This is a genomic window from Nocardia speluncae NBRC 108251, assembly GCF_001613245.1.
Classification (GTDB): Bacteria; Actinomycetota; Actinomycetes; order Mycobacteriales; family Mycobacteriaceae; genus Nocardia; species Nocardia speluncae.
Genome location: NZ_BDBZ01000014.1, coordinates 102,147 through 119,160, shown reverse-complemented (window position 1 = coordinate 119,160; position 17,014 = coordinate 102,147). Strand labels below are relative to the sequence as shown.

14 protein-coding genes and 1 riboswitch are annotated in these 17,014 nt (G+C 68.6%); of the genes, 6 read left to right on the top strand and 8 right to left on the bottom strand.

The features are described 5' to 3' along the window. Positions 1-13: 13 nt before the first annotated feature. Positions 14-195, top strand: a riboswitch (cobalamin riboswitch). A gap of 139 nt (positions 196-334) precedes the next feature. After that, positions 335-2,614, top strand: coding sequence for a 5-methyltetrahydropteroyltriglutamate--homocysteine S-methyltransferase (gene metE / locus NS6_RS15885; RefSeq protein WP_371859343.1), 2,280 nt, complete (start codon positions 335-337; stop codon positions 2,612-2,614). A gap of 706 nt (positions 2,615-3,320) precedes the next feature. Here the strand turns inward: metE and recG are convergent. Together recG and NS6_RS15875 are read right to left on the bottom strand one after the other, a co-directional pair. After that, positions 3,321-5,597 carry an ATP-dependent DNA helicase RecG gene (recG, locus tag NS6_RS15880; RefSeq protein WP_068042518.1) on the bottom strand — a complete coding sequence of 759 codons (2,277 nt, stop codon included), beginning with the start codon at positions 5,595-5,597 and terminating at the stop codon, positions 3,321-3,323. A gap of 148 nt (positions 5,598-5,745) precedes the next feature. Then, positions 5,746-7,671 carry a DAK2 domain-containing protein gene (locus tag NS6_RS15875; protein ID WP_371859342.1) on the bottom strand — a complete coding sequence of 642 codons (1,926 nt, stop codon included), beginning with the start codon at positions 7,669-7,671 and terminating at the stop codon, positions 5,746-5,748. 372 nt (positions 7,672-8,043) lie between these two features. Here NS6_RS15875 and rpmB point away from each other — a divergent pair, with 372 nt between their 5' ends. From rpmB to NS6_RS15860, 3 genes are all read left to right on the top strand, one after another. Next, a complete protein-coding gene (gene rpmB, locus NS6_RS15870; protein WP_011210730.1) occupies positions 8,044-8,235 on the top strand; it encodes a 50S ribosomal protein L28 in 192 nt (63 codons plus the stop codon). Positions 8,236-8,319: 84 nt separating this feature from the next. Next, entirely contained in the window at positions 8,320-8,928 is a 609-nt protein-coding gene (locus NS6_RS15865; RefSeq protein WP_084471090.1) for a GNAT family N-acetyltransferase, read from the top strand. Beyond that, entirely contained in the window at positions 8,925-9,710 is a 786-nt protein-coding gene (locus NS6_RS15860; RefSeq protein WP_068042516.1) for an enoyl-CoA hydratase/isomerase family protein, read from the top strand. The genes NS6_RS15865 and NS6_RS15860 overlap by 4 nt, the downstream gene beginning before the upstream one ends. 371 nt (positions 9,711-10,081) lie before the next feature. On the opposite strand, the gene NS6_RS15855 is transcribed toward NS6_RS15860, so the two are convergent. From NS6_RS15855 to NS6_RS15840, 4 genes are read right to left on the bottom strand one after another with little or no spacing between them, the layout of a single operon-like run. Next, a complete protein-coding gene (locus NS6_RS15855) occupies positions 10,082-10,951 on the bottom strand; it encodes an alpha/beta fold hydrolase (protein WP_245669373.1) in 870 nt (289 codons plus the stop codon). Positions 10,952-11,002: 51 nt separating this feature from the next. Further along, positions 11,003-11,242, bottom strand: coding sequence for a hypothetical protein (locus tag NS6_RS15850; RefSeq protein ID WP_068042514.1), 240 nt, complete (start codon positions 11,240-11,242; stop codon positions 11,003-11,005). 35 nt (positions 11,243-11,277) lie between these two features. Continuing rightward, positions 11,278-11,961, bottom strand: a complete 684-nt coding sequence (locus NS6_RS15845) for a uracil-DNA glycosylase (RefSeq protein WP_068042512.1) — start codon at positions 11,959-11,961, stop codon at positions 11,278-11,280. 26 nt (positions 11,962-11,987) lie between these two features. Then, positions 11,988-13,013, bottom strand: a complete 1,026-nt coding sequence (locus NS6_RS15840) for a thiamine-phosphate kinase (RefSeq protein ID WP_068042510.1) — start codon at positions 13,011-13,013, stop codon at positions 11,988-11,990. Positions 13,014-13,354: 341 nt separating this feature from the next. On the opposite strand from NS6_RS15840, the gene NS6_RS15830 reads away from it, so the two are divergent. Beyond that, entirely contained in the window at positions 13,355-14,023 is a 669-nt protein-coding gene (locus tag NS6_RS15830; RefSeq protein WP_068042506.1) for a DUF3515 domain-containing protein, read from the top strand. Positions 14,024-14,073: 50 nt separating this feature from the next. Here NS6_RS15830 and NS6_RS15825 read toward each other — a convergent pair whose 3' ends face one another. Together NS6_RS15825 and NS6_RS15820 are read right to left on the bottom strand one after the other, a co-directional pair. Beyond that, complete coding sequence (locus tag NS6_RS15825) at positions 14,074-15,192, bottom strand: D-alanine--D-alanine ligase family protein (RefSeq protein ID WP_068042504.1); 1,119 nt, start codon at positions 15,190-15,192, stop codon at positions 14,074-14,076. A gap of 55 nt (positions 15,193-15,247) precedes the next feature. After that, on the bottom strand, positions 15,248-16,243 hold the full coding sequence (locus NS6_RS15820; protein ID WP_068042502.1) for an NAD(P)H-dependent glycerol-3-phosphate dehydrogenase: 996 nt from the start codon (positions 16,241-16,243) through the stop codon (positions 15,248-15,250). Between the two features lie 30 nt (positions 16,244-16,273). Between NS6_RS15820 and cofC the strand changes: the two genes are divergently transcribed. Continuing rightward, the gene (gene cofC / locus NS6_RS15815) at positions 16,274-16,978 is read left to right on the top strand and encodes a 2-phospho-L-lactate guanylyltransferase (protein WP_068042500.1); all 705 of its coding nucleotides are present in this window, start codon (positions 16,274-16,276) and stop codon (positions 16,976-16,978) included. The last annotated feature ends 36 nt before the right edge of the window (positions 16,979-17,014 follow it).

Below are 17,014 nucleotides of genomic sequence, written 5' to 3'. Positions count from 1 at the left end.
GATCGCCCCGGCGTCGAAACCCGCAACGAGCGGGTGAGAGGGAATCCGGTGGAAATCCGGAACTGTCCCGCAGCGGTGAGCGAGAACGAACGCTGTCATAAGCACTGGGCGCCGGCCTGGGAAGCGACAGCCAGTAGGTCGGCCGACCGGCCGGAGCCCGCGAGTCCGAAGACCTGCCGGTTGTACCGGGTACGCCGTATCCGGTGGCCACCGCCTCGAGGATTGGGCGCCGCGGTCCACCAGTGCTGAAGCACCTCACCGTCACGCGAGGCGGTCCGGGTTCTCAGTGGTGTCCGTGCACCCGCGTAAGGCGATGGCCGGTCGAACGTCAGCACTGGAGAACACCGTGACTGCTATTTCGCACAATCCGTTCACCGCAACAGTTCTCGGCCTGCCCCGGGTGGGGCCGCGCCGCGAGCTCAAACGCGCGACCGAATCCTATTGGGCCGGCCGTATCGATGCCGGCCGTCTGCACGAGACCGGGCGGTCCCTGCGCCGCGATCAGTACGCCGAGCTCCAGGCCGCCGGCCTGGATTCGATTCCCGTCGGCACCTTCTCCTACTACGACCAGATGCTCGATACGGCCGCACTGCTGGGTGCCCTGCCGCCCCGGGTCGCCGATATCGCCGACCCGCTGGACCGCTATTTCGCCGCTGCCCGCGGTACGGATTCGGTGGAACCGCTGGAGATGACCAAATGGTTCGACACCAACTATCACTACCTGGTCCCCGAGATCGATCCGCAGACTTCCTTCGCGCTGCATCCCGGCGAATTGCTGGCGCAATTGCGCGAGGCGCTCGAACTCGGTGTTCCGGCGCGTCCGGTCGTCATCGGCCCGATCACCTTCCTGAAACTCTCGAAGTCCGCGGGCACCGCCGCGCTGGAACGCATCGGTGAGCTGATCCCGCTCTACCAGGACCTGCTCGGGCTGCTCGCCGCGGCGGGCGCGAGCTGGGTCCAGCTCGACGAACCCGCGCTGGTCACCGACCTCACCACGGAGGAACTCGCGGTGGTCGGGCAGGTCTACACCGAGCTGACGGAACCGGCCGATCGACCGGCAGTCCTGGTCGCCACATACTTCGGCAGCCCCGGTCCCGCGCTGGGAGCCCTCGCTGGAACCGATGTGGAAGGACTCGCAATCGATCTGGTCGCCGGAGGGACGGTCGACGATGTGGCGGCCGTCCCGGCGTCGGCAGGTAAGACGCTGGTCGCCGGTGTCGTCGACGGGCGTAATGTCTGGCGCACCGACCTGGACCATGCCCTGTCCACCCTGGCCACACTGCTCGGCAGCGCGAAATCGGTCGCGGTCTCGACCTCCTGCTCCCTGCTGCACGTGCCCTACACCCTTGCCGCGGAAACACACCTCGACGAAGCTCTGCGCTCCTGGCTCGCCTTCGGCGCCGAGAAGGTCGCCGAAGTCCGGGTGCTGGCCGAGGGCCTGAACACCGGAACCGAGGCCGTCGCGGGAGAGCTCGCACAGGCCCGCGCCGCGATCGCGAACCGCCGGGCCGATCCGCGGATCGCCGACTCCCGAGTTCGGGCCCGCCTGGCCGCGCTGGGCCCGGACGCCACCGAACGTGGCCCCGCGGCGCAGCGACGGACCCTGCAACAGGACCGGCTGCAGCTGCCGCCCCTACCAACCACCACGATCGGCTCCTATCCGCAGACCACCGCGATCCGGCTGGCCCGGGCGGAGCTCCGCAAGGGCGAGATCGACCGGGCCGAATACGAGCGCCGGATGCGGGCGGAGATCGCCGAGGTCATCGCGCTACAGGAGCAGCTGGGCCTCGACGTGCTGGTCCACGGCGAACCCGAACGCAACGATATGGTGCAGTACTTCGCCGAACGGCTCGACGGTTTCGCGGCCACCGAACTGGGCTGGGTCCAGTCCTACGGCACCCGTTGCGTACGTCCGCCGATCCTGTTCGGCGACGTCTCCCGGCCCGCACCCATGACGGTCGACTGGATCGGGTACGCCCAATCGCTCACCGGCAAACCGGTGAAGGGCATGCTCACCGGACCCGTCACCATCCTGGCCTGGTCATTCGTCCGTGACGATCAGCCACTCGGGGAATCCGCCCGCCAGGTGGCGCTGGCCATCCGGGACGAAACCCTCGACCTGCAGAACGCAGGCATCCGAATCATCCAGGTGGACGAACCGGCATTGCGCGAACTGCTGCCGCTGCGCACGGCCGACCAGCAGGACTACCTGGAATGGTCGGTGGGCGCGTTCCGGTTGGCGACCTCCGGGGTCGCCGATTCGATCCAGATCCACACCCATCTGTGCTACTCGGAATTCGGTGAGGTGATCGATGCGATCGCCGGCCTGGACGCGGATGTGACCTCGATCGAGGCAGCACGCTCGCATATGGAGGTTCTCGACGATCTGAACGCCGCCGGCTTCGCTGCGGGGGTAGGCCCCGGTATCTACGATATCCATTCGCCCCGGGTGCCGAGCACCGAGGAGCTCACCAGCGCACTCCAAGCAGCACTGAAAGCCGTTCCTGCCGAACGTCTCTGGGTGAATCCGGATTGTGGGCTGAAGACCCGCGGCACCGCCGAGGTCGAAGCGTCACTACGCAATATGGTTGCCGCCGCGCAGCGGGTGCGCTGACCGGACGCCGCCGGGCCCGGGCAGCGCCCGAAAGGTAGTCGCCCCGGGCGGCAGCGGCGGCCGGCACGGTCAACGTCCTCCGGGCCGCCACCCACGGGAATCACCCAGGAGGGGCGTCGTCGCACAGTACGGTCGCCGAGCCGGCCGTACTGTGCGCTGATCACCACCGGGCTTGCACCGGGCCGGGCCACCGGCCAGGGTATTCGGTCCGGCCGGGTCAGCCCTCCAGCTCCCCCGCCCCGGACTGGCGACGCTTCATCCGCTCGGTCGTAGCACATTCCGGGCAATGCCGCGTAATCCGCAACACCGGACGAACCCCACGCTGCGGAACCGGCGACCGCCGCCGGACCGCACGGCACCCTTGCTCTGGTCTCATACCGCCCAACCCTTTCCCTCGCCGTTGCTCTGTGCCAAATTTGACGCGGCCGGACACACGCCGGTTCCCTCTTGCCACAACAAATTTCACCACCTACCCGGCACTCCCGCGCCCAGGGCCTACCGCATCAGCTTCGATACACCGAAGCCAGACCAGGCTGCGCAACGTGGCAATTTCAAGACCGGCACAGGCAGGACTGTTCGACCTGCCCTCCAGATGTGTTGCACGCGTGCGGATCCGATGGACCGCAGGTGGCGCACAAGATCTACCCGCTACCGATCTGCGGTGGCCATCGGCGACAATCCTGCCCCGGTCACCGCCCCCACACGCTCAGGACTTCGCCAGGTACTCCAGCCGTTCCGTATCGACGGCGGCGTGCATCATCGCCGCCAGACCCGGGTGCCGGGTGAGGCCGGGATCGTCGGCGACCAAGGCCCGCGCGAGTTCCTGGGCGGTGGTGATGACCTCCAGGTCGTCGAGCAGCGACAGCAGGCGCAGCGAGCGCGCGGTTCCGGACTGCGCGGAGCCCAGCACATCGCCCTCGCGGCGCTGCCGCAGGTCGAGCACCGAGAGCTCGAAACCATCGGTGGTCGCGGCCACTGCTTCCAGCCTGGTCATTGCGGGCCCACCGGGTGCCGCGTCGGTGATCAGCAGGCACAGCCCGGGGTGTCGGCCACGACCGATCCGGCCACGCAACTGGTGCAGCTGGCTCACCCCGAACCGGTCGGCGTCCATGATCACCATCACCGTCGCGTTCGGCACATCCACCCCGACCTCGACGACGGTCGTACAGACCAGTACATCGATATCGCCGGCATTGAAATCACGCATCACCTGGTCTTTTTCATCGGACGGCAGCCGTCCGTGCAACAATCCGATCCGCAGGTGCGCCAACGGCCCGGTGCGCAGCCGATCGAAGACGTCCAGCACGGACTGGGTAGTCGGCGGTTCCTTCCCGGAATCCGCGGCACGTCCTTTTCCGCTCTTCCCGCGGGAACCGCCGCCGTCCTCGTCGTCGCCGATGCGCGAGCACACGACATACGCCTGCCTACCGGCCGCCACCTCCTCGGTGATGCGCTCCCAGGCCCGATCCACCCAGTTGGGGTGTACACGGCGCGGCACCACTTTCGAGGCGATCGGGGAGCGGCCGCGTGGCAGCTGAGTGAGGGTGGAAGTCTCCAGATCTCCGAGAGTGGTCATGGCGATCGTGCGCGGAATCGGGGTTGCGGTCATCACCAGCAGGTGCGGCGAGATGCCGTTTTTCGCCTTGGCGCGCAACGCATCCCGTTGCTCCACCCCGAAACGATGCTGTTCGTCGACCACCACCATGCCCAGATCGAAGAACTCCACCGAATCCTGGATCAGGGCATGCGTGCCGATGATGATCCCGGCCTCGCCGGTAACCGCTTCGAGCAACGCCGCCCGTTTGGTGGCCGTCGACATCGATCCGGTGACGAGCGTGATCCGCGTCGCCGCCTCGGCTGCACCGAGTTCACCGGCCTGCCCGAGATCGCCCAGCATCGCGCACAGCGACCGATAGTGCTGGGCGGCGAGAACCTCGGTGGGCGCGAGCAACGCGCATTGCTGACCCGCGTCGACGACCTGCAGCATCGCGTGCAGGGCGACGATGGTCTTGCCCGACCCCACCTCACCTTGTAGCAGCCGGTGCATCGGCTGCTCACGGGAAAGGTCGGTGGAGATCTCCGTGATCACCTGCCGCTGCCCCTCGGTCAGTTCGAACGGTAACCGCTCGTCGAAGGCCGCGGCGATACCATCCGGCCGCGGTGGGCAGGCGCGAGCCGTCCGGCCGGCCACCTCGTGCCGCCGTTCGGCGAGTACCAGCTGCAATGCCAGCGCCTCGTCGAATCGCAGCCGTTCCCGGGCCCGCTCGATATCGGCCTGCTGTTCCGGCAGATGGATCAGCTTCAGCGCATCGCTCACCGGCATCAGCGCCCGCTCGTCGCGAACATCGGCCGGCAACGGATCCTCGACCGGGTCGAGCTGGTCCAGCACCTGCCGGACACAGGCCAGGATCTCCCAGCTCTGCACCTTCGCGGTGGCCGGGTAGACCGGGATGAATTCGCGCTCGAAGAACGACATATCCACCCCGCCCGCACCCTTCGCGCTCTGCGCGATCCCGCGCAACTCCCCGCCGCCGCGCACGGTGGTCAGCGTCGGCTCGTCACCGTCGGATTCCGGCAGGATCAGATAGCCGGGGTGGTTGAGGTTCCATTGGCCGGGCCGCCAGTAATTCACGGTGCCCGACATCATCGCCCGAGCTCCCTCGCGCACCGCGTATTTCACTTTGTCGCCGTTGAAGAAGGTGACATCGACCCCGCGACCGGAACCGGTATCGAGGACCACCTTCAACAGCGAGCCGCGCCGCTGCCGCATCGGCCGCAGTTCGGCCTTGGTGATCCGCCCGATCACCGTGATGTGCGCGCCGTCCTCGGGCGCTTCCTCGGTGAGCGGCTGGCCCTGAGTGGCATACCGCAGGGGGTAGTGCCGCAGCAGATCCTCCACGGTGCGCATATCGAACGCATCCGACAGCGACCCGGCGGCTTTCGCCCCCAGCACGTGGTCGAGCCGATCGCTCAAAGTAGCCATTTCACTCCGCTCACTGCCGCCCTCCACTCCGTCCCGGCTCGGCTCGCGCAGCCCGCAGCCACGTTCAGGAGCCGATCCGGCCGCGTCACCCCGCTCGACGCCGCGCTGGTGATCCTCCGGCCGCCACCGGCCAGGGGTGGGCGCCCGTTCATTCCACACCGATCTGTATCAGATCCCCGCGCTGCCCCCCGGAATACACCGAGACCTCTACACCGGGGAATACGGTTCCGATATGCCGCGCAAGGTCGGTGGCCAGCCCGTCCGGGGCTCCGGCGCCGACCAGCAGGGTCACCAGTTCACCGCCCAGTCCCAGCATCCGGTCCAGCAGTGTGCGTCCCGCGGCATGGGTATCCCGGTCGATCACCACTACATCGTGGCCGACCAGCCCCAGTCCGTCGCCGGGCGCGCAGGTTCCGACCATGGTCAGTGCGCGTTCCCCGGCCCGGCGCAGTGCACCCCAACGGGTGCCCGCGGCGGCTTCGGACATGGCGAAGGCATCGTCGACGGCTATCCGTGCCCGGTCGTGTACCGCCATCGCCGCCAGCCCTTGCACCATGCTGGCGCTGGGCAGCAGCAGGACATCGCGGTGCGCGTCGCGGGCCGCGACCCCGATTGCGACCAGTTCGTGGGCCGGCAACGCCCCATTCGGCAGCACCAGTACCTCTCTGTGCGGCATCGTGCGGATCGCCGCGAGCAGCGCCGCGGATTCCGGCGCCGGCTCCGCATCGAGCACTACCGCACCGGCCTCCTCGAACAGACCGGTCGCGCCCGCCCCGGCCGCCACCGCCAGGACACCGCGATCGACCACGCCCGGCTCGGCCGCATACATCGGCACATCGCGATCGTCCGCGACCGTTGTGGGCTCGGACGCAGAGCGTCGCACCGAGTCGACGGCGAGGTTCATGCCCCCGGCCGCACATCGGCTCACAAAACCGGCAGTGACCCGACCCGCCCGTTCCGCGACGGCAGGATCGGCAGGGGCCCGCGGCTCGGCAAGGTATTCGATCCGGATATCCCGGAGGGTGCCCGTGGCCGATCCCGCTTCGACAGCGGCACCGGCGTCCGCGCAGTGGACATGGGCCGTCCATCCTCCGGCACCGTCGGCCGCCACGACCACGGAATCTCCCAGTTGCGCCAGCCGCGAACGCAATTCGGCAGCGCGGCCCTCGCCGGCCTCGGTGATTGCGTACATCACCTCGTAGCGTGCTTGCTCCGGGGCGACCTCCTCGCGGCCGGAACGGAGCGTATGGGCGGCCGGTGGGTATTCGCGTCGAGTGGGGGCGTCCCCGGTCACCACGGCGACCATCGTGTCCAGCAAGACCAGCAGCCCGCGCGCGCCCGCGTCCACCACCCCGGCCGCGCGCAGCGCCGCCAACTGATCACGAGTCTGTTCCAGCGCTCGCGCCGCGCCCTCGGCGGCGGCGCGAGCAACCTCGGCCAGGCCACTCCGGGGGCATTCGTGCGCCGCCTCGCTCGCCCGGTCGAGCACGGTGAGAATGGTTCCTTCCACCGGCTCACTCAAACTGCCACGGACCAGCGCCGCCGCCCGCGCGAGTCCGTTCCGGTAGGTCTCACCGGTCAGCCCCTGGTCCACGGTGGACTCGGCGATCCCGTGCAATACCTGCGAGAGCAGGATTCCCGAATTCCCCCGCGCACCCGTGGTCGCTCCCCGTGCCATCGCCACGGCGTAACGATGAACCTGCTGTGCCGGCCCGTCGACGTCGCGCGAGGCAGCGATACGCGCCTGCTCGCCGACAGCACCGTCGGCAGCCCCCACCACCTCCCCGGCAGCGGCCTCCGCTGCCAGCACTGCGGCGCGAACGGTCGCCAGCAGGTTCCGCCCGGTATCGGAGTCCGGGACCGGAAACACATTCAGCCCGTCGATCTCCGCACGCGCCCGCTCCAGGGCTGCAACACAGGCGCGACCCCACCGCAAGAATTCCGCACCGCCCAGACCGGCGTCGAAAGCCCCGGAATCCGGTATTCGCGCATCCCGTTCACTCGCAACCGGTGCGCCGTCGAGCTCCGGGCACAAACTCTCCGGAGCACAGTTCACCTGCCGAGTTTCGGGCACCGCCACCTCGTTCCTGGTCGTCGGGTTCGTCGCCCGCCAGGTTAGCGGGGGTGCCCGACATCGCGAATCGGTGCACGCCGGCAGGACAAAGCGACAGTGGCTCGACCCATGGGGTCGCAGCGCCGGCGTAGCCTCGAAGCAACGGGCCCCGCCGGCCGGCGGCTGCCGGGTGTGCAGGCCGCGGCCGCACGGGCGGCGTCCACCCCCGGTTTTGTGGATCATTGCGGGTCGGGCTACTCTTGCGGGGTTGCCTGGCGCGATCGGATCGGTCTGCGCTTCCGGGGGATGCCCGGCAGGCAGGAAGACATTGATCTCGGATCGGCCGCTGTACCGGTGGCAGATCCCTCTGAAGACATGAAGGAGTTCGCGACTATGGCTGCCGTCTGCGACGTCTGCGCCAAGGGCCCCGGCTTCGGGAAGTCGGTCTCGCATTCGCACCGGCGCACCAACCGTCGCTGGAACCCGAATATCCAGACCGTGCGTGCACAGGTCGCCCCGGGTAACACTCGCCGGATGAACGTGTGCACCTCCTGCCTGAAGGCGGGCAAGGTCGTCCGCGGCTGAGTCGCGTCGATCGCCTGTGGTCCGAGCTGCGGCGGTTGCGCGGCGCAAGCTGCTCGCTGCCGCATCGGTACACATAATCTGAACATGGTCTCGCCCCGGCTGCCTCATGGCAGCCGGGGCGAGTTCGTACGGGCGTCCGATGATCGGAGGGTCCCCATCGATCCGAACAGTGCGGAGCAGGCGGGTTCCGGACCGCGGTGGCGAATAGTTCCCCTCGATCCGAGGCATGCCCATGCGCTGGCTGTCTGCCATATCGCCTGCTGGCGCGAGGCTTATCAGGGACTGGTACCCGAGCATGTACTGGCGGCCCTGGATCCGGATCGCCGCGCCGCCACCGTCGAACGGATCGCTCGATCCCCCACAGGAACCACCGCGGTTGCGGAATCCGGAACCGAGGTCATCGGGTTCGTCCACTACGGTCCGCCGAGTGAATATCCCGCGGCTGCGGAGCGGGAACTGGGTGCGCTGTACGTCCGGGCACCGTGGTACGGCAGCGGGCTCGCACAGGCCTTGCTGGACGCCGTACTGGAGCCGGACAAGTCCTGCTCGCTGTGGGTTTTCGAACAGAACCTGCGGGCCCGCGCCTTCTACAGCAAGTACGGTTTCTCGGCCGATGGCACCGCCCGGGCCGAACGGTTCGCCACCACGACCGAGATCAGGTTGGTGCGCCCGGCAGTAGAGTGCCGATCATGAGCACCGAAAGCGAATACATCCGGATCGAGGACGGGGTACTGGAGATCACCCTGTCCACCGCGGCCCGAGGAACCTCCCTCGACTTCACGGGAGTCACCGCGGGCACCGCCGCCTTGGCCGCGGCAGGCAAGGATGTGGGCGCTGTATTGCTCACCGGTTCCGGTCCCAATTTCTGTGCCGGCGGTGACGTCCGGGGCTTCGCCGCTGTCGAGGATCGTTCCGCGCACCTGTACCAGCTCGCCGATACGTTGCACGTTTTCGTCCGCGCGCTGGAAGCCGCACCGATTCCGGTGGTCGCGGCGGTGCACGGGTGGGCGGCCGGTGCCGGTATGAGCCTGGTATGTGCGGCCGATATCGCGGTCGGTGGCCCGGGCACCCGGTTGCGCCCCGCGTATCCGGGGGTGGGATTGAGCCCGGACGGCGGTATGTCGTGGACGCTACCGCGGCTGGTGGGCTTCGCGAAGGCCCGCGAGATCATGCTCACCGACACCGCGCTGGACGCCGCGGAAGCACACCGCCTCGGTATCCTGGCGCGGCTCACCGACAGCGACGACGCCGTCCAGGACGCCGCCCGCGATCTCGCCCGCACTCTGGCCCGCGGTCCGCGCGCCAGTTACACCTCGATTCGTACGCTGCTCAGCAGCTCCGCCACCGCGACCCTGAGCGAACAGCTGGACGCCGAGCGCGACGCCATGGGCAAGGCCGCCGGTAGCCCCACCGGACGCGAAGGCGTGGACGCCTTCCTGGCCAAACGCGCCCCCGATTATTCCGGTCTCAGCTGATCCGGACCGCCCGACCACGCAGAACCGATCCGGTCCGCGACCTCATCGGTCGCGGACCGGCTACACCTACCGATCGTGACACAACTTCCGGGGAACACCCGAAGTCCTCCCGGCACCGAGCCGACGCAACCGACGTCGCGGTGGCCGACGCAATCCGTAACGGCCGCACTTCCCACACCTGACGCAACCGGCAGCGATGCCACGTTCAGTGCGGGCCTCGAACTGCTCGGCCGGTCCACGTGCGCAGACAATGCTCCGCAGGCCCGAGTACCGCGGACAGAGGGCCCCTACGCGCCGAAAGCACAGTGCCGTCACGCAGGGTGCGCATGCGCCGGCGGCGGTGGCTGCGCCGGGATTCGGAATCCTGGCGATCAGATGTGCCGGGCGCGGAGCACGAATTCGGTGACCGCCTCGGTGAAGGCGTCGTTGTCGTCACCGGCGGCGGTGTGGGCGGCATTGCCGATTTCGGCGATTTCCGCATGCGGTACCAGCGCCTGGAATTCGGCGGCGCCTTCGGCGCTGACGACATCGGATTTCAGACCACGTACCAGGAGAACCGGGATCGTCAGTGCCCGAGCTACGCCTTCCAGGTCGCGCGCCATCTCATCGGGGTCGTGACCTTTGTCACCGAGAATGCCCGGGTCCCAGTGCCAGTACCAGCGCCCGTCGCGCTGCCGGAGGTTGCGTAGCAGACCCGCGCTGGATTTGGGCCGGGGCCGGTGCGGCATATATTCGGCGACCGCATCGGCGGCTTCCTCCACCGTGGCGAAACCCTCGGGGTTCTTGTTGAGGAAGGTGACGACCCGGTCGACTCCCTCGGGTTCGGGCCGGGTGACGATATCGACCAGGACCAGCGCAGAGATCGCGTCCCCGCCCGGAGCTGCGGTGGAGAGCAGCCCGGTGATCCCGCCCATACTGGCACCGACCAGCACCGCCGGGCCGCCGCCCAGTTGCTCCAGTACCGCGAATACATCGCCGACCATGGCCGCATAGCGGTAATCGCGATCCAGTGCCCATTCGCTGTCACCGTGTCCGCGCGCGTCCAGTGTGACCGCACGGATTCCTGCGGCGCCGAGTTGCGCGCCCGTCTGCTTCCAGGAGTGCCGGGTCTGCCCGCCGCCGTGCAGGAAAAGCGCCGTGGGGCCGTCCGCCGGCCCGTATCGGTCCGCAACGAGCTCGATCCCGCCCGCGCCACGGAGACGCAGCTGGACGGGATCGAGCAGATTGTTCGCATTAGTCACGATTCGCAGCATCGCAAATATGCCGGCGTTACGCCGTACGAACGAACAAAATCAGCAGTCCAGGTCCATGGCGCTGAGGGTCCGCTGGAACAGGCATGCGCCCTTGGCGTTCACCGACGCGGAGATCGTGGACGAACCGGACGAGGTGAAATCCTCGGCGACCGGTGCGGGTTCGGTGACCGGCTGGGCCGGTTGCAGGGTCAGCGGGGCCGCTCCGGCCGTCGCCCCGGCGGCGCCGGACAGGGCGGCGGCGCCCAGCGCGAGCGTGGCGGTGATGCCGCGCATATTCATGGTGTGCTCCTCACTTGTTTTTCTTCGACGCCTTGTCAGGGCAGGCGCCAGTCCACCGGTTCCGCGCCGAGTCCGTCCAGGAGTTCGTTGACCCGGGAGAACGGACGCGAACCGAAGAATCCTCGCGACGCCGACAGCGGTGACGGATGCGCAGATTCGATACAAGGCACCTCGGCCTGGGTCAGCGCCGGTTTCAACGAGCCGGCATCGCGACCCCACAGGACCGCCACCAGCGGTTCGTTCCGGCCCACCAGGGCACGGATGGCCTGTTCGGTGACCGCTTCCCAGCCCTTGCCGCGATGCGAGGCGGGTGTACCCGGCGAAACCGTCAGCACGCGGTTCAGCAACAGCACACCTTGATCGGACCACGGGCTCAGATCCCCGTTCGTGGGTGTGGGGTGGCCGAGATCCTTGCTGTACTCGGCGAAGATATTGGCCAGGCTGCGCGGGACCGGCGAAACGTCCGGCGCCACCGAGAAGCTCAATCCCATGGGGTGCCCCGGGGTGGGATAGGGGTCCTGGCCGACGATCAGCACTCGCACATCTTCGAAGGGGTGCTGGAAGGCGCGCAGCACATTTTCCCCGACAGGTAGATATCCGCGCCCTGCAGCGTTCTCGGTACGCAGGAATTCACCCATCGCCGCGATCCGGTCGGCCACCGGGTCCAATGCTTTCGCCCAGCCGGGATCGATGATTTCCGCGAGTGGTTTCGTGCCCATGACCGCACAACCTATCGTGAGTGGTCCTATTTCGCCGAGTCCGAGCCGGAGAAGGCCTCCCAACCCCCCGCGCCCCGATAAAGCGCACCATCCACGGCGACGCCTCGACCGGCCTCGATACGCCCGATGAGGGTCCATCCGGGCGGCGGCGCCTCCCCCGGCGCCCATACCCCGGCGAATACGTGATCCTCACCGCCGGTCAGAATCCATTGCCGCGCATCCGCTTCCAGTTCCGCCGCGCACAGCTGCAGGTCCGGATCACGCAAGGCGGCGGAGTCCACCGCCACCGCGACCCCTGAGGCGGCGGCCAGATGCCCGAGATCGGCGAGCAACCCGTCGGAGATATCGGTGAGGGCTTCCGGCGGGGTAGCGGTGCCCATCGCCGCGCGAACCAGGTCATAGGCCGGGCGCGGTGCACGGTGGGCCGCGGCCGCGGCCACCACCACCGCGGCCGTCGAATCCGCGTGTCGGCGCATGACACCCTGGTGGGCCTGTGACAGCAGTGCGAAACCGGCCGCGGACCATCCCGGCCGGCCCGCGATCGCCACCGTGCCGCCGACCCGTGCACCGGACCGGGTGACCGGCCGATCGCCCAGCGGATCCCCGAAGGCTGTTACCGAGATCACCAATTGGGCGCTGTGCACGATATCCCCGCCTGCGACAGAACCCCCTGCCCGCTCCGCTTCGGCCCAGAATCCGTCCGCGAGCCGGCTGACGAAATCCACCGGAGTGTCCCCGGGCAGCCCCAGGCCGATCACGTAACCCACGGGTTCGGCGCCCATAGCGTAGATATCGGCCGCGTTCTGCGCGATCGCCTTACGCCCGATCTCGTCCGGGTTCGACCAGTCCAACCGGAAATGCCGGTCCTCGATCAACATATCCGTGCTCACCACGTAGTTCCCGCGCGCCGCGGTCAGTACCGCGGCATCGTCACCGGGGCCCAGCCGGACTGCGGGGCCCTGTGCCCGGCCCGCGTTGATCCGGTCGATCAGGGCGAATTCGCCCAGGTCGCGCACTGTCGGTGGGATGCTGATCGCCAGGACCTTTCTCATTCGCCGCCACTGCCGATCGGGCGGTGGATTCGCTGACTCCGCCGGCCAGGAGGCCCGGCCGAACGGATTCGGGTCCGGCGGACCGGAGCCGGGGCCGGGCCGACAGCCGGTCGTCCAGCGCTTTCCGCACTGACGGTACCCTGTGCCCGGTGGCCGGGCTCGGCGGCTGCCGCCATCGACCGCGCCACGGCCGGATCGCGGAGCACACGCCGGACGGCCCGATCGGATGCCGTGCGAGGGGCGGTCGGACCACGCCGTACTCGGTACACCAGCTCGTTGCCGACCATTGGTCGGGACGCGGCTCATCCGATACCCGAATACCGAAGAAAGGATCGTCGAGGATGCCGGGGACATCGCCCGAAAGGAACACGGAGACCCCGGACACCGAGGCACAAGACGCAGCGACCCCGGACAACGCGACCCCGGACAACGCGACCCTCGAGAACACCACTCCGGACGATGCGACTCCCGAACGCACGCCCTACCCTCCCGCGCTCATCGCGACTGCGGTCGCATTGCCTGTCGCACTACTGGTCGGCGTCCTGGTCGCGGCCGTGATCGTTTTGCGCGGCCCGGCCGAACGCGAACCGCTGGCGCTAGGCCCGGTTCCGGCGCCCGCGGCCGACGGCCCGGCCTGTACCGCACTACTGCCCGCGTTACCCGCCGACGTCGGTGAGTTCACCCGCTCGACACTGATCGAACCCGCCCCACCCGCGACGGCGGCCTGGCAGCGGCCGGACGGCGGTGACGCGGTGGTGCTGCGTTGCGGTCTGGATCGCCCGCTGGAATTCAACCGGGCTTCCCCGCTGCAGGTCGTCAACGGCGTCCAATGGTTCGAGGTCCGCGACGAGACCGCGGCCACCGCCACTTGGTTCGCTGTCGACCGCGAAACCTATATCGCGCTCACCGTTCCCGACGGTTCCGGCCCGACGCCGCTGCAGGCGGTCTCGGACACTCTCACCGCGCACCTGCCGGCGCAGCCGCTCGATCCCGGCGAACTGCCCAACTAGTTCATCAGTGGCTCGTCCACCCGGTGCTGATTCGGCTCGACCGGGTCGGCTCAGCGCAGGCCGGTTCCGCGGGCCAGCGCGGTGTCGACAAGGTTGGTGAGCAGTTCCGCGTAGCCGATCCCGGTTTCCTGCCACATCCGCGGGTACATGGAGATCGGCGTGAATCCGGGCATCGTGTTGATCTCGTTGATCACGGGCCCGTCCTCGGTGACGAAGAAATCGACCCGCGCCAGCCCCTGACATTCCAGTGCCCGGAAGGCGCGTACCGCCATCGCCCGGACCTCCTCGGCGATATCGTCGTCCAGTTTCGCCGGGACGTCGAATTCGCAGACGTCATCGAGGTATTTGGTGTCGAAATCGTAGAAGGCCGGCCCGGCGGGTTCCTCACCGGCATCGGCGTCGGCGAGGTCCTGGGGCATCCTGATTTCCGCGAGCACACTGGCTTCCACCTGGGCGTCCGGGAATTCCAGCACACCGCATTCGACCTCCCGGCCGACGATGGCGGCTTCCACGATCACCTTCGGATCGTGTTCGCGCGCGGTGGCCACCGCGGCATCGAGATCGGCCCAGTCGGTGACCTTGGTGATCCCGATGGACGAACCGCCGCGGGCGGGTTTGACGAACACCGGCAACCCGAGCCGCTGCCGGTCCGCCGGCGCGACGGTCGCGGTGCCGGGCCGCAGTACCACCTGCACGCCCACCGGCAGACCTTCGGCGGCCAGCAGTTTCTTGGTGAACTCTTTGTCCATCCCGGCCGCGCTGGCCAGGACACCGGGGCCCACGTACGGGAGGCCCGCCAATTCCAGCATTCCTTGAATGGTGCCGTCTTCGCCGAACGGGCCGTGCAGCACCGGGAACACCACATCGACGGTTTCGAGAACGGTCCGCGGATCATCGAGCGGTACCAGCGTTCCGGCACGGCTCGGATCGGCGGCCAGCACCAACTCGGTACCGTCGCCGGTGACCGACGGCAGGGTCCGGTCGTGGCGGGCGAGTGCGTCGATATCGATATCGGCGAGCAGCCAGGTTCCGGCCCGGGTGATACCGATCGGCACCGCTTCGTAACGCTCCGGATCGAGGTTGCGCAGGACGGCACCGGCCGATATGCACGAGACCGTGTGCTCGTTACTGCGCCCGCCGAAGACGACGGCAACTCTGATCCGGGTCATGCCCGAACGGTACCCTCTCGCGGCACCGGATAATCCCCGCGCACCGGACCCGTGCTCATTCGGGTTTGATCCGGCGCCCCAGCAGTTTCTCCAGTGCCGACTGCACGGCCAATCCTTCGTGACACACCTGATGGACGGCTTCGGTGAGCGGCATCTCCACCCCATGCGCGTCTGCCAGCGCGCGGACCGAACTACAGGATTTCACGCCTTCGGCGATCTGGCCGTGGGTGGCCTCCTGCGCGACCTGCATCGAGCCACCGGAGCCGAGCGCCACACCGAAGGATCTGTTGCGTGACAGCGGCGAGGTGCAGGTCGCGATCAGATCCCCGACCCCCGCCAGCCCGGCCAGAGTCGCAGGTTCGGCGCCGAGTGCCACGCCGAGCCGGATGATCTCGGCCAGGCCCCGGGTCATCAGCGCGGCGATGGAGTTGTCGCCGAACCCCATGCCGGAGGCGATCCCGCAGGCCAGCGCGATCACATTCTTACAGGCACCGCCGATTTCGCAGCCGGTCACATCGGTGTTGGTGTAGGGCCGGAAGTAGCTGGTGACACACGCCTGCTGTACTGCCGCTGCCCGCTGCGCGTCGATACAGCCGATTACCGTCGCGGCAGGCTGCCCGGCGGCAAGCTCCCCGGCGAGGTTCGGTCCCGACAGCACCGCGATCCGCGCCGGATCCGCCCCGCTGACCTCCGCGATCACCTCGCTCATCCGCAGCAGGGTGCCGTTCTCGATCCCCTTTGCCACACTCAGCAGCGTGGCGTCGCCGCCGATATCCGGTGCCCAGGCCGACAGGTTCGCGCGCAGGGATTGCGAGGGCACTGCGAGCACCACGATATCGGCGCCGGCCAAGGCGCGTTCGTGATCGTTGGTGGCGGCGATCGGCGGTAGCTGCACTCCGGGCATGTAGTACGGGTTGCGGTGATCGGTGGCCAGGGCCTCGGCAACCTCGGGCCGGCGAGCCCACACCGTGACCTCGGTCCCCGCGTCGGCCAACACCTTCGCCAGTGTCGTACCCCACGATCCCGCACCCATTACCGCCGCCCTCGTCATCAGCCCAGAATGCCATGACAGGATGGGGGAATGTGCCCGCACTCCGTGCACGCCGTGATCGCGGTGAAATCCCTGGACAGCGCCAAGAGCCGGCTCGCCGGTGTGCTCGCGCCGGCGCACCGGTCCCGGCTGGTGCTGGCCATGCTCACCGATACCGTGCGCGCGGCCGCGGAGGTGCCCGCCATCGCGGCGATCACGATCGTCACCCCGGACCCGGTGGTAGCCGAGGCAACCCGCGCGCTCGGCGCCGAGGTGCATCCCGAACCTGCTCGTGCCCGTACCGACCCGGACGGGCTCAATATCGCGCTCGCCGATGCCGCGGCGGCCCTGCGGGGCCGGCACGGAGCCGTCGACCTGCTGGCGTTGCAAGCCGATTTGCCCGCATTGTGCCCGAGTGAGTTGGCAGCCGTCCTGGCCGCTGCTTCCGGCGAACTGCGGGCACTGGTGACCGACCATGCGGGCACGGGCACCGCAGCCTTGTTCGCGCCGTCCGGCGTGCCGCTGCGACCCCGGTTCGGCCGTGATTCGGCTCACCACCACCGCGCCGACGGCGCCCGCGAACTGGCCGGTGATTGGCCCGGTCTGCGCCAGGATGTCGATACCGCCGCGGATCTGGCCGCCGTGCGGGCGCTGGGCACGGGTGTCGAGACCGCTGCCCTCCTGCGTGAACTGGGTCTGCCCGCTGGTGTTCGCGAACCGGTCACCCAGGTGTGCGGGCCGGTCGCCACCCCGTGAACTAGAGATAACAGTCACCGCCGGTATCTGCACACC

Excerpts from the sequence above, each read along its gene's own strand:
- recG (WP_068042518.1), bottom strand. The coding sequence starts at position 5,597 with ATGGCTACTTTGAGCGATCGGCTCGACCACGTGCTGGGGGCGAAAGCC.
- rpmB (WP_011210730.1), top strand. The coding sequence starts at position 8,044 with ATGGCTGCCGTCTGCGACGTCTGCGCCAAGGGCCCCGGCTTCGGGAAG.
- NS6_RS15865 (WP_084471090.1), top strand. The coding sequence starts at position 8,320 with ATGGTCTCGCCCCGGCTGCCTCATGGCAGCCGGGGCGAGTTCGTACGG.
- NS6_RS15860 (WP_068042516.1), top strand. The coding sequence starts at position 8,925 with ATGAGCACCGAAAGCGAATACATCCGGATCGAGGACGGGGTACTGGAG.
- NS6_RS15850 (WP_068042514.1), bottom strand. The coding sequence starts at position 11,242 with ATGAATATGCGCGGCATCACCGCCACGCTCGCGCTGGGCGCCGCCGCC.
- NS6_RS15845 (WP_068042512.1), bottom strand. The coding sequence starts at position 11,961 with ATGGGCACGAAACCACTCGCGGAAATCATCGATCCCGGCTGGGCGAAA.
- NS6_RS15840 (WP_068042510.1), bottom strand. The coding sequence starts at position 13,013 with ATGAGAAAGGTCCTGGCGATCAGCATCCCACCGACAGTGCGCGACCTG.
- NS6_RS15830 (WP_068042506.1), top strand. The coding sequence starts at position 13,355 with ATGCCGGGGACATCGCCCGAAAGGAACACGGAGACCCCGGACACCGAG.
- NS6_RS15825 (WP_068042504.1), bottom strand. The coding sequence starts at position 15,192 with ATGACCCGGATCAGAGTTGCCGTCGTCTTCGGCGGGCGCAGTAACGAG.
- NS6_RS15820 (WP_068042502.1), bottom strand. The coding sequence starts at position 16,243 with ATGACGAGGGCGGCGGTAATGGGTGCGGGATCGTGGGGTACGACACTG.
- cofC (WP_068042500.1), top strand. The coding sequence starts at position 16,274 with ATGTGCCCGCACTCCGTGCACGCCGTGATCGCGGTGAAATCCCTGGAC.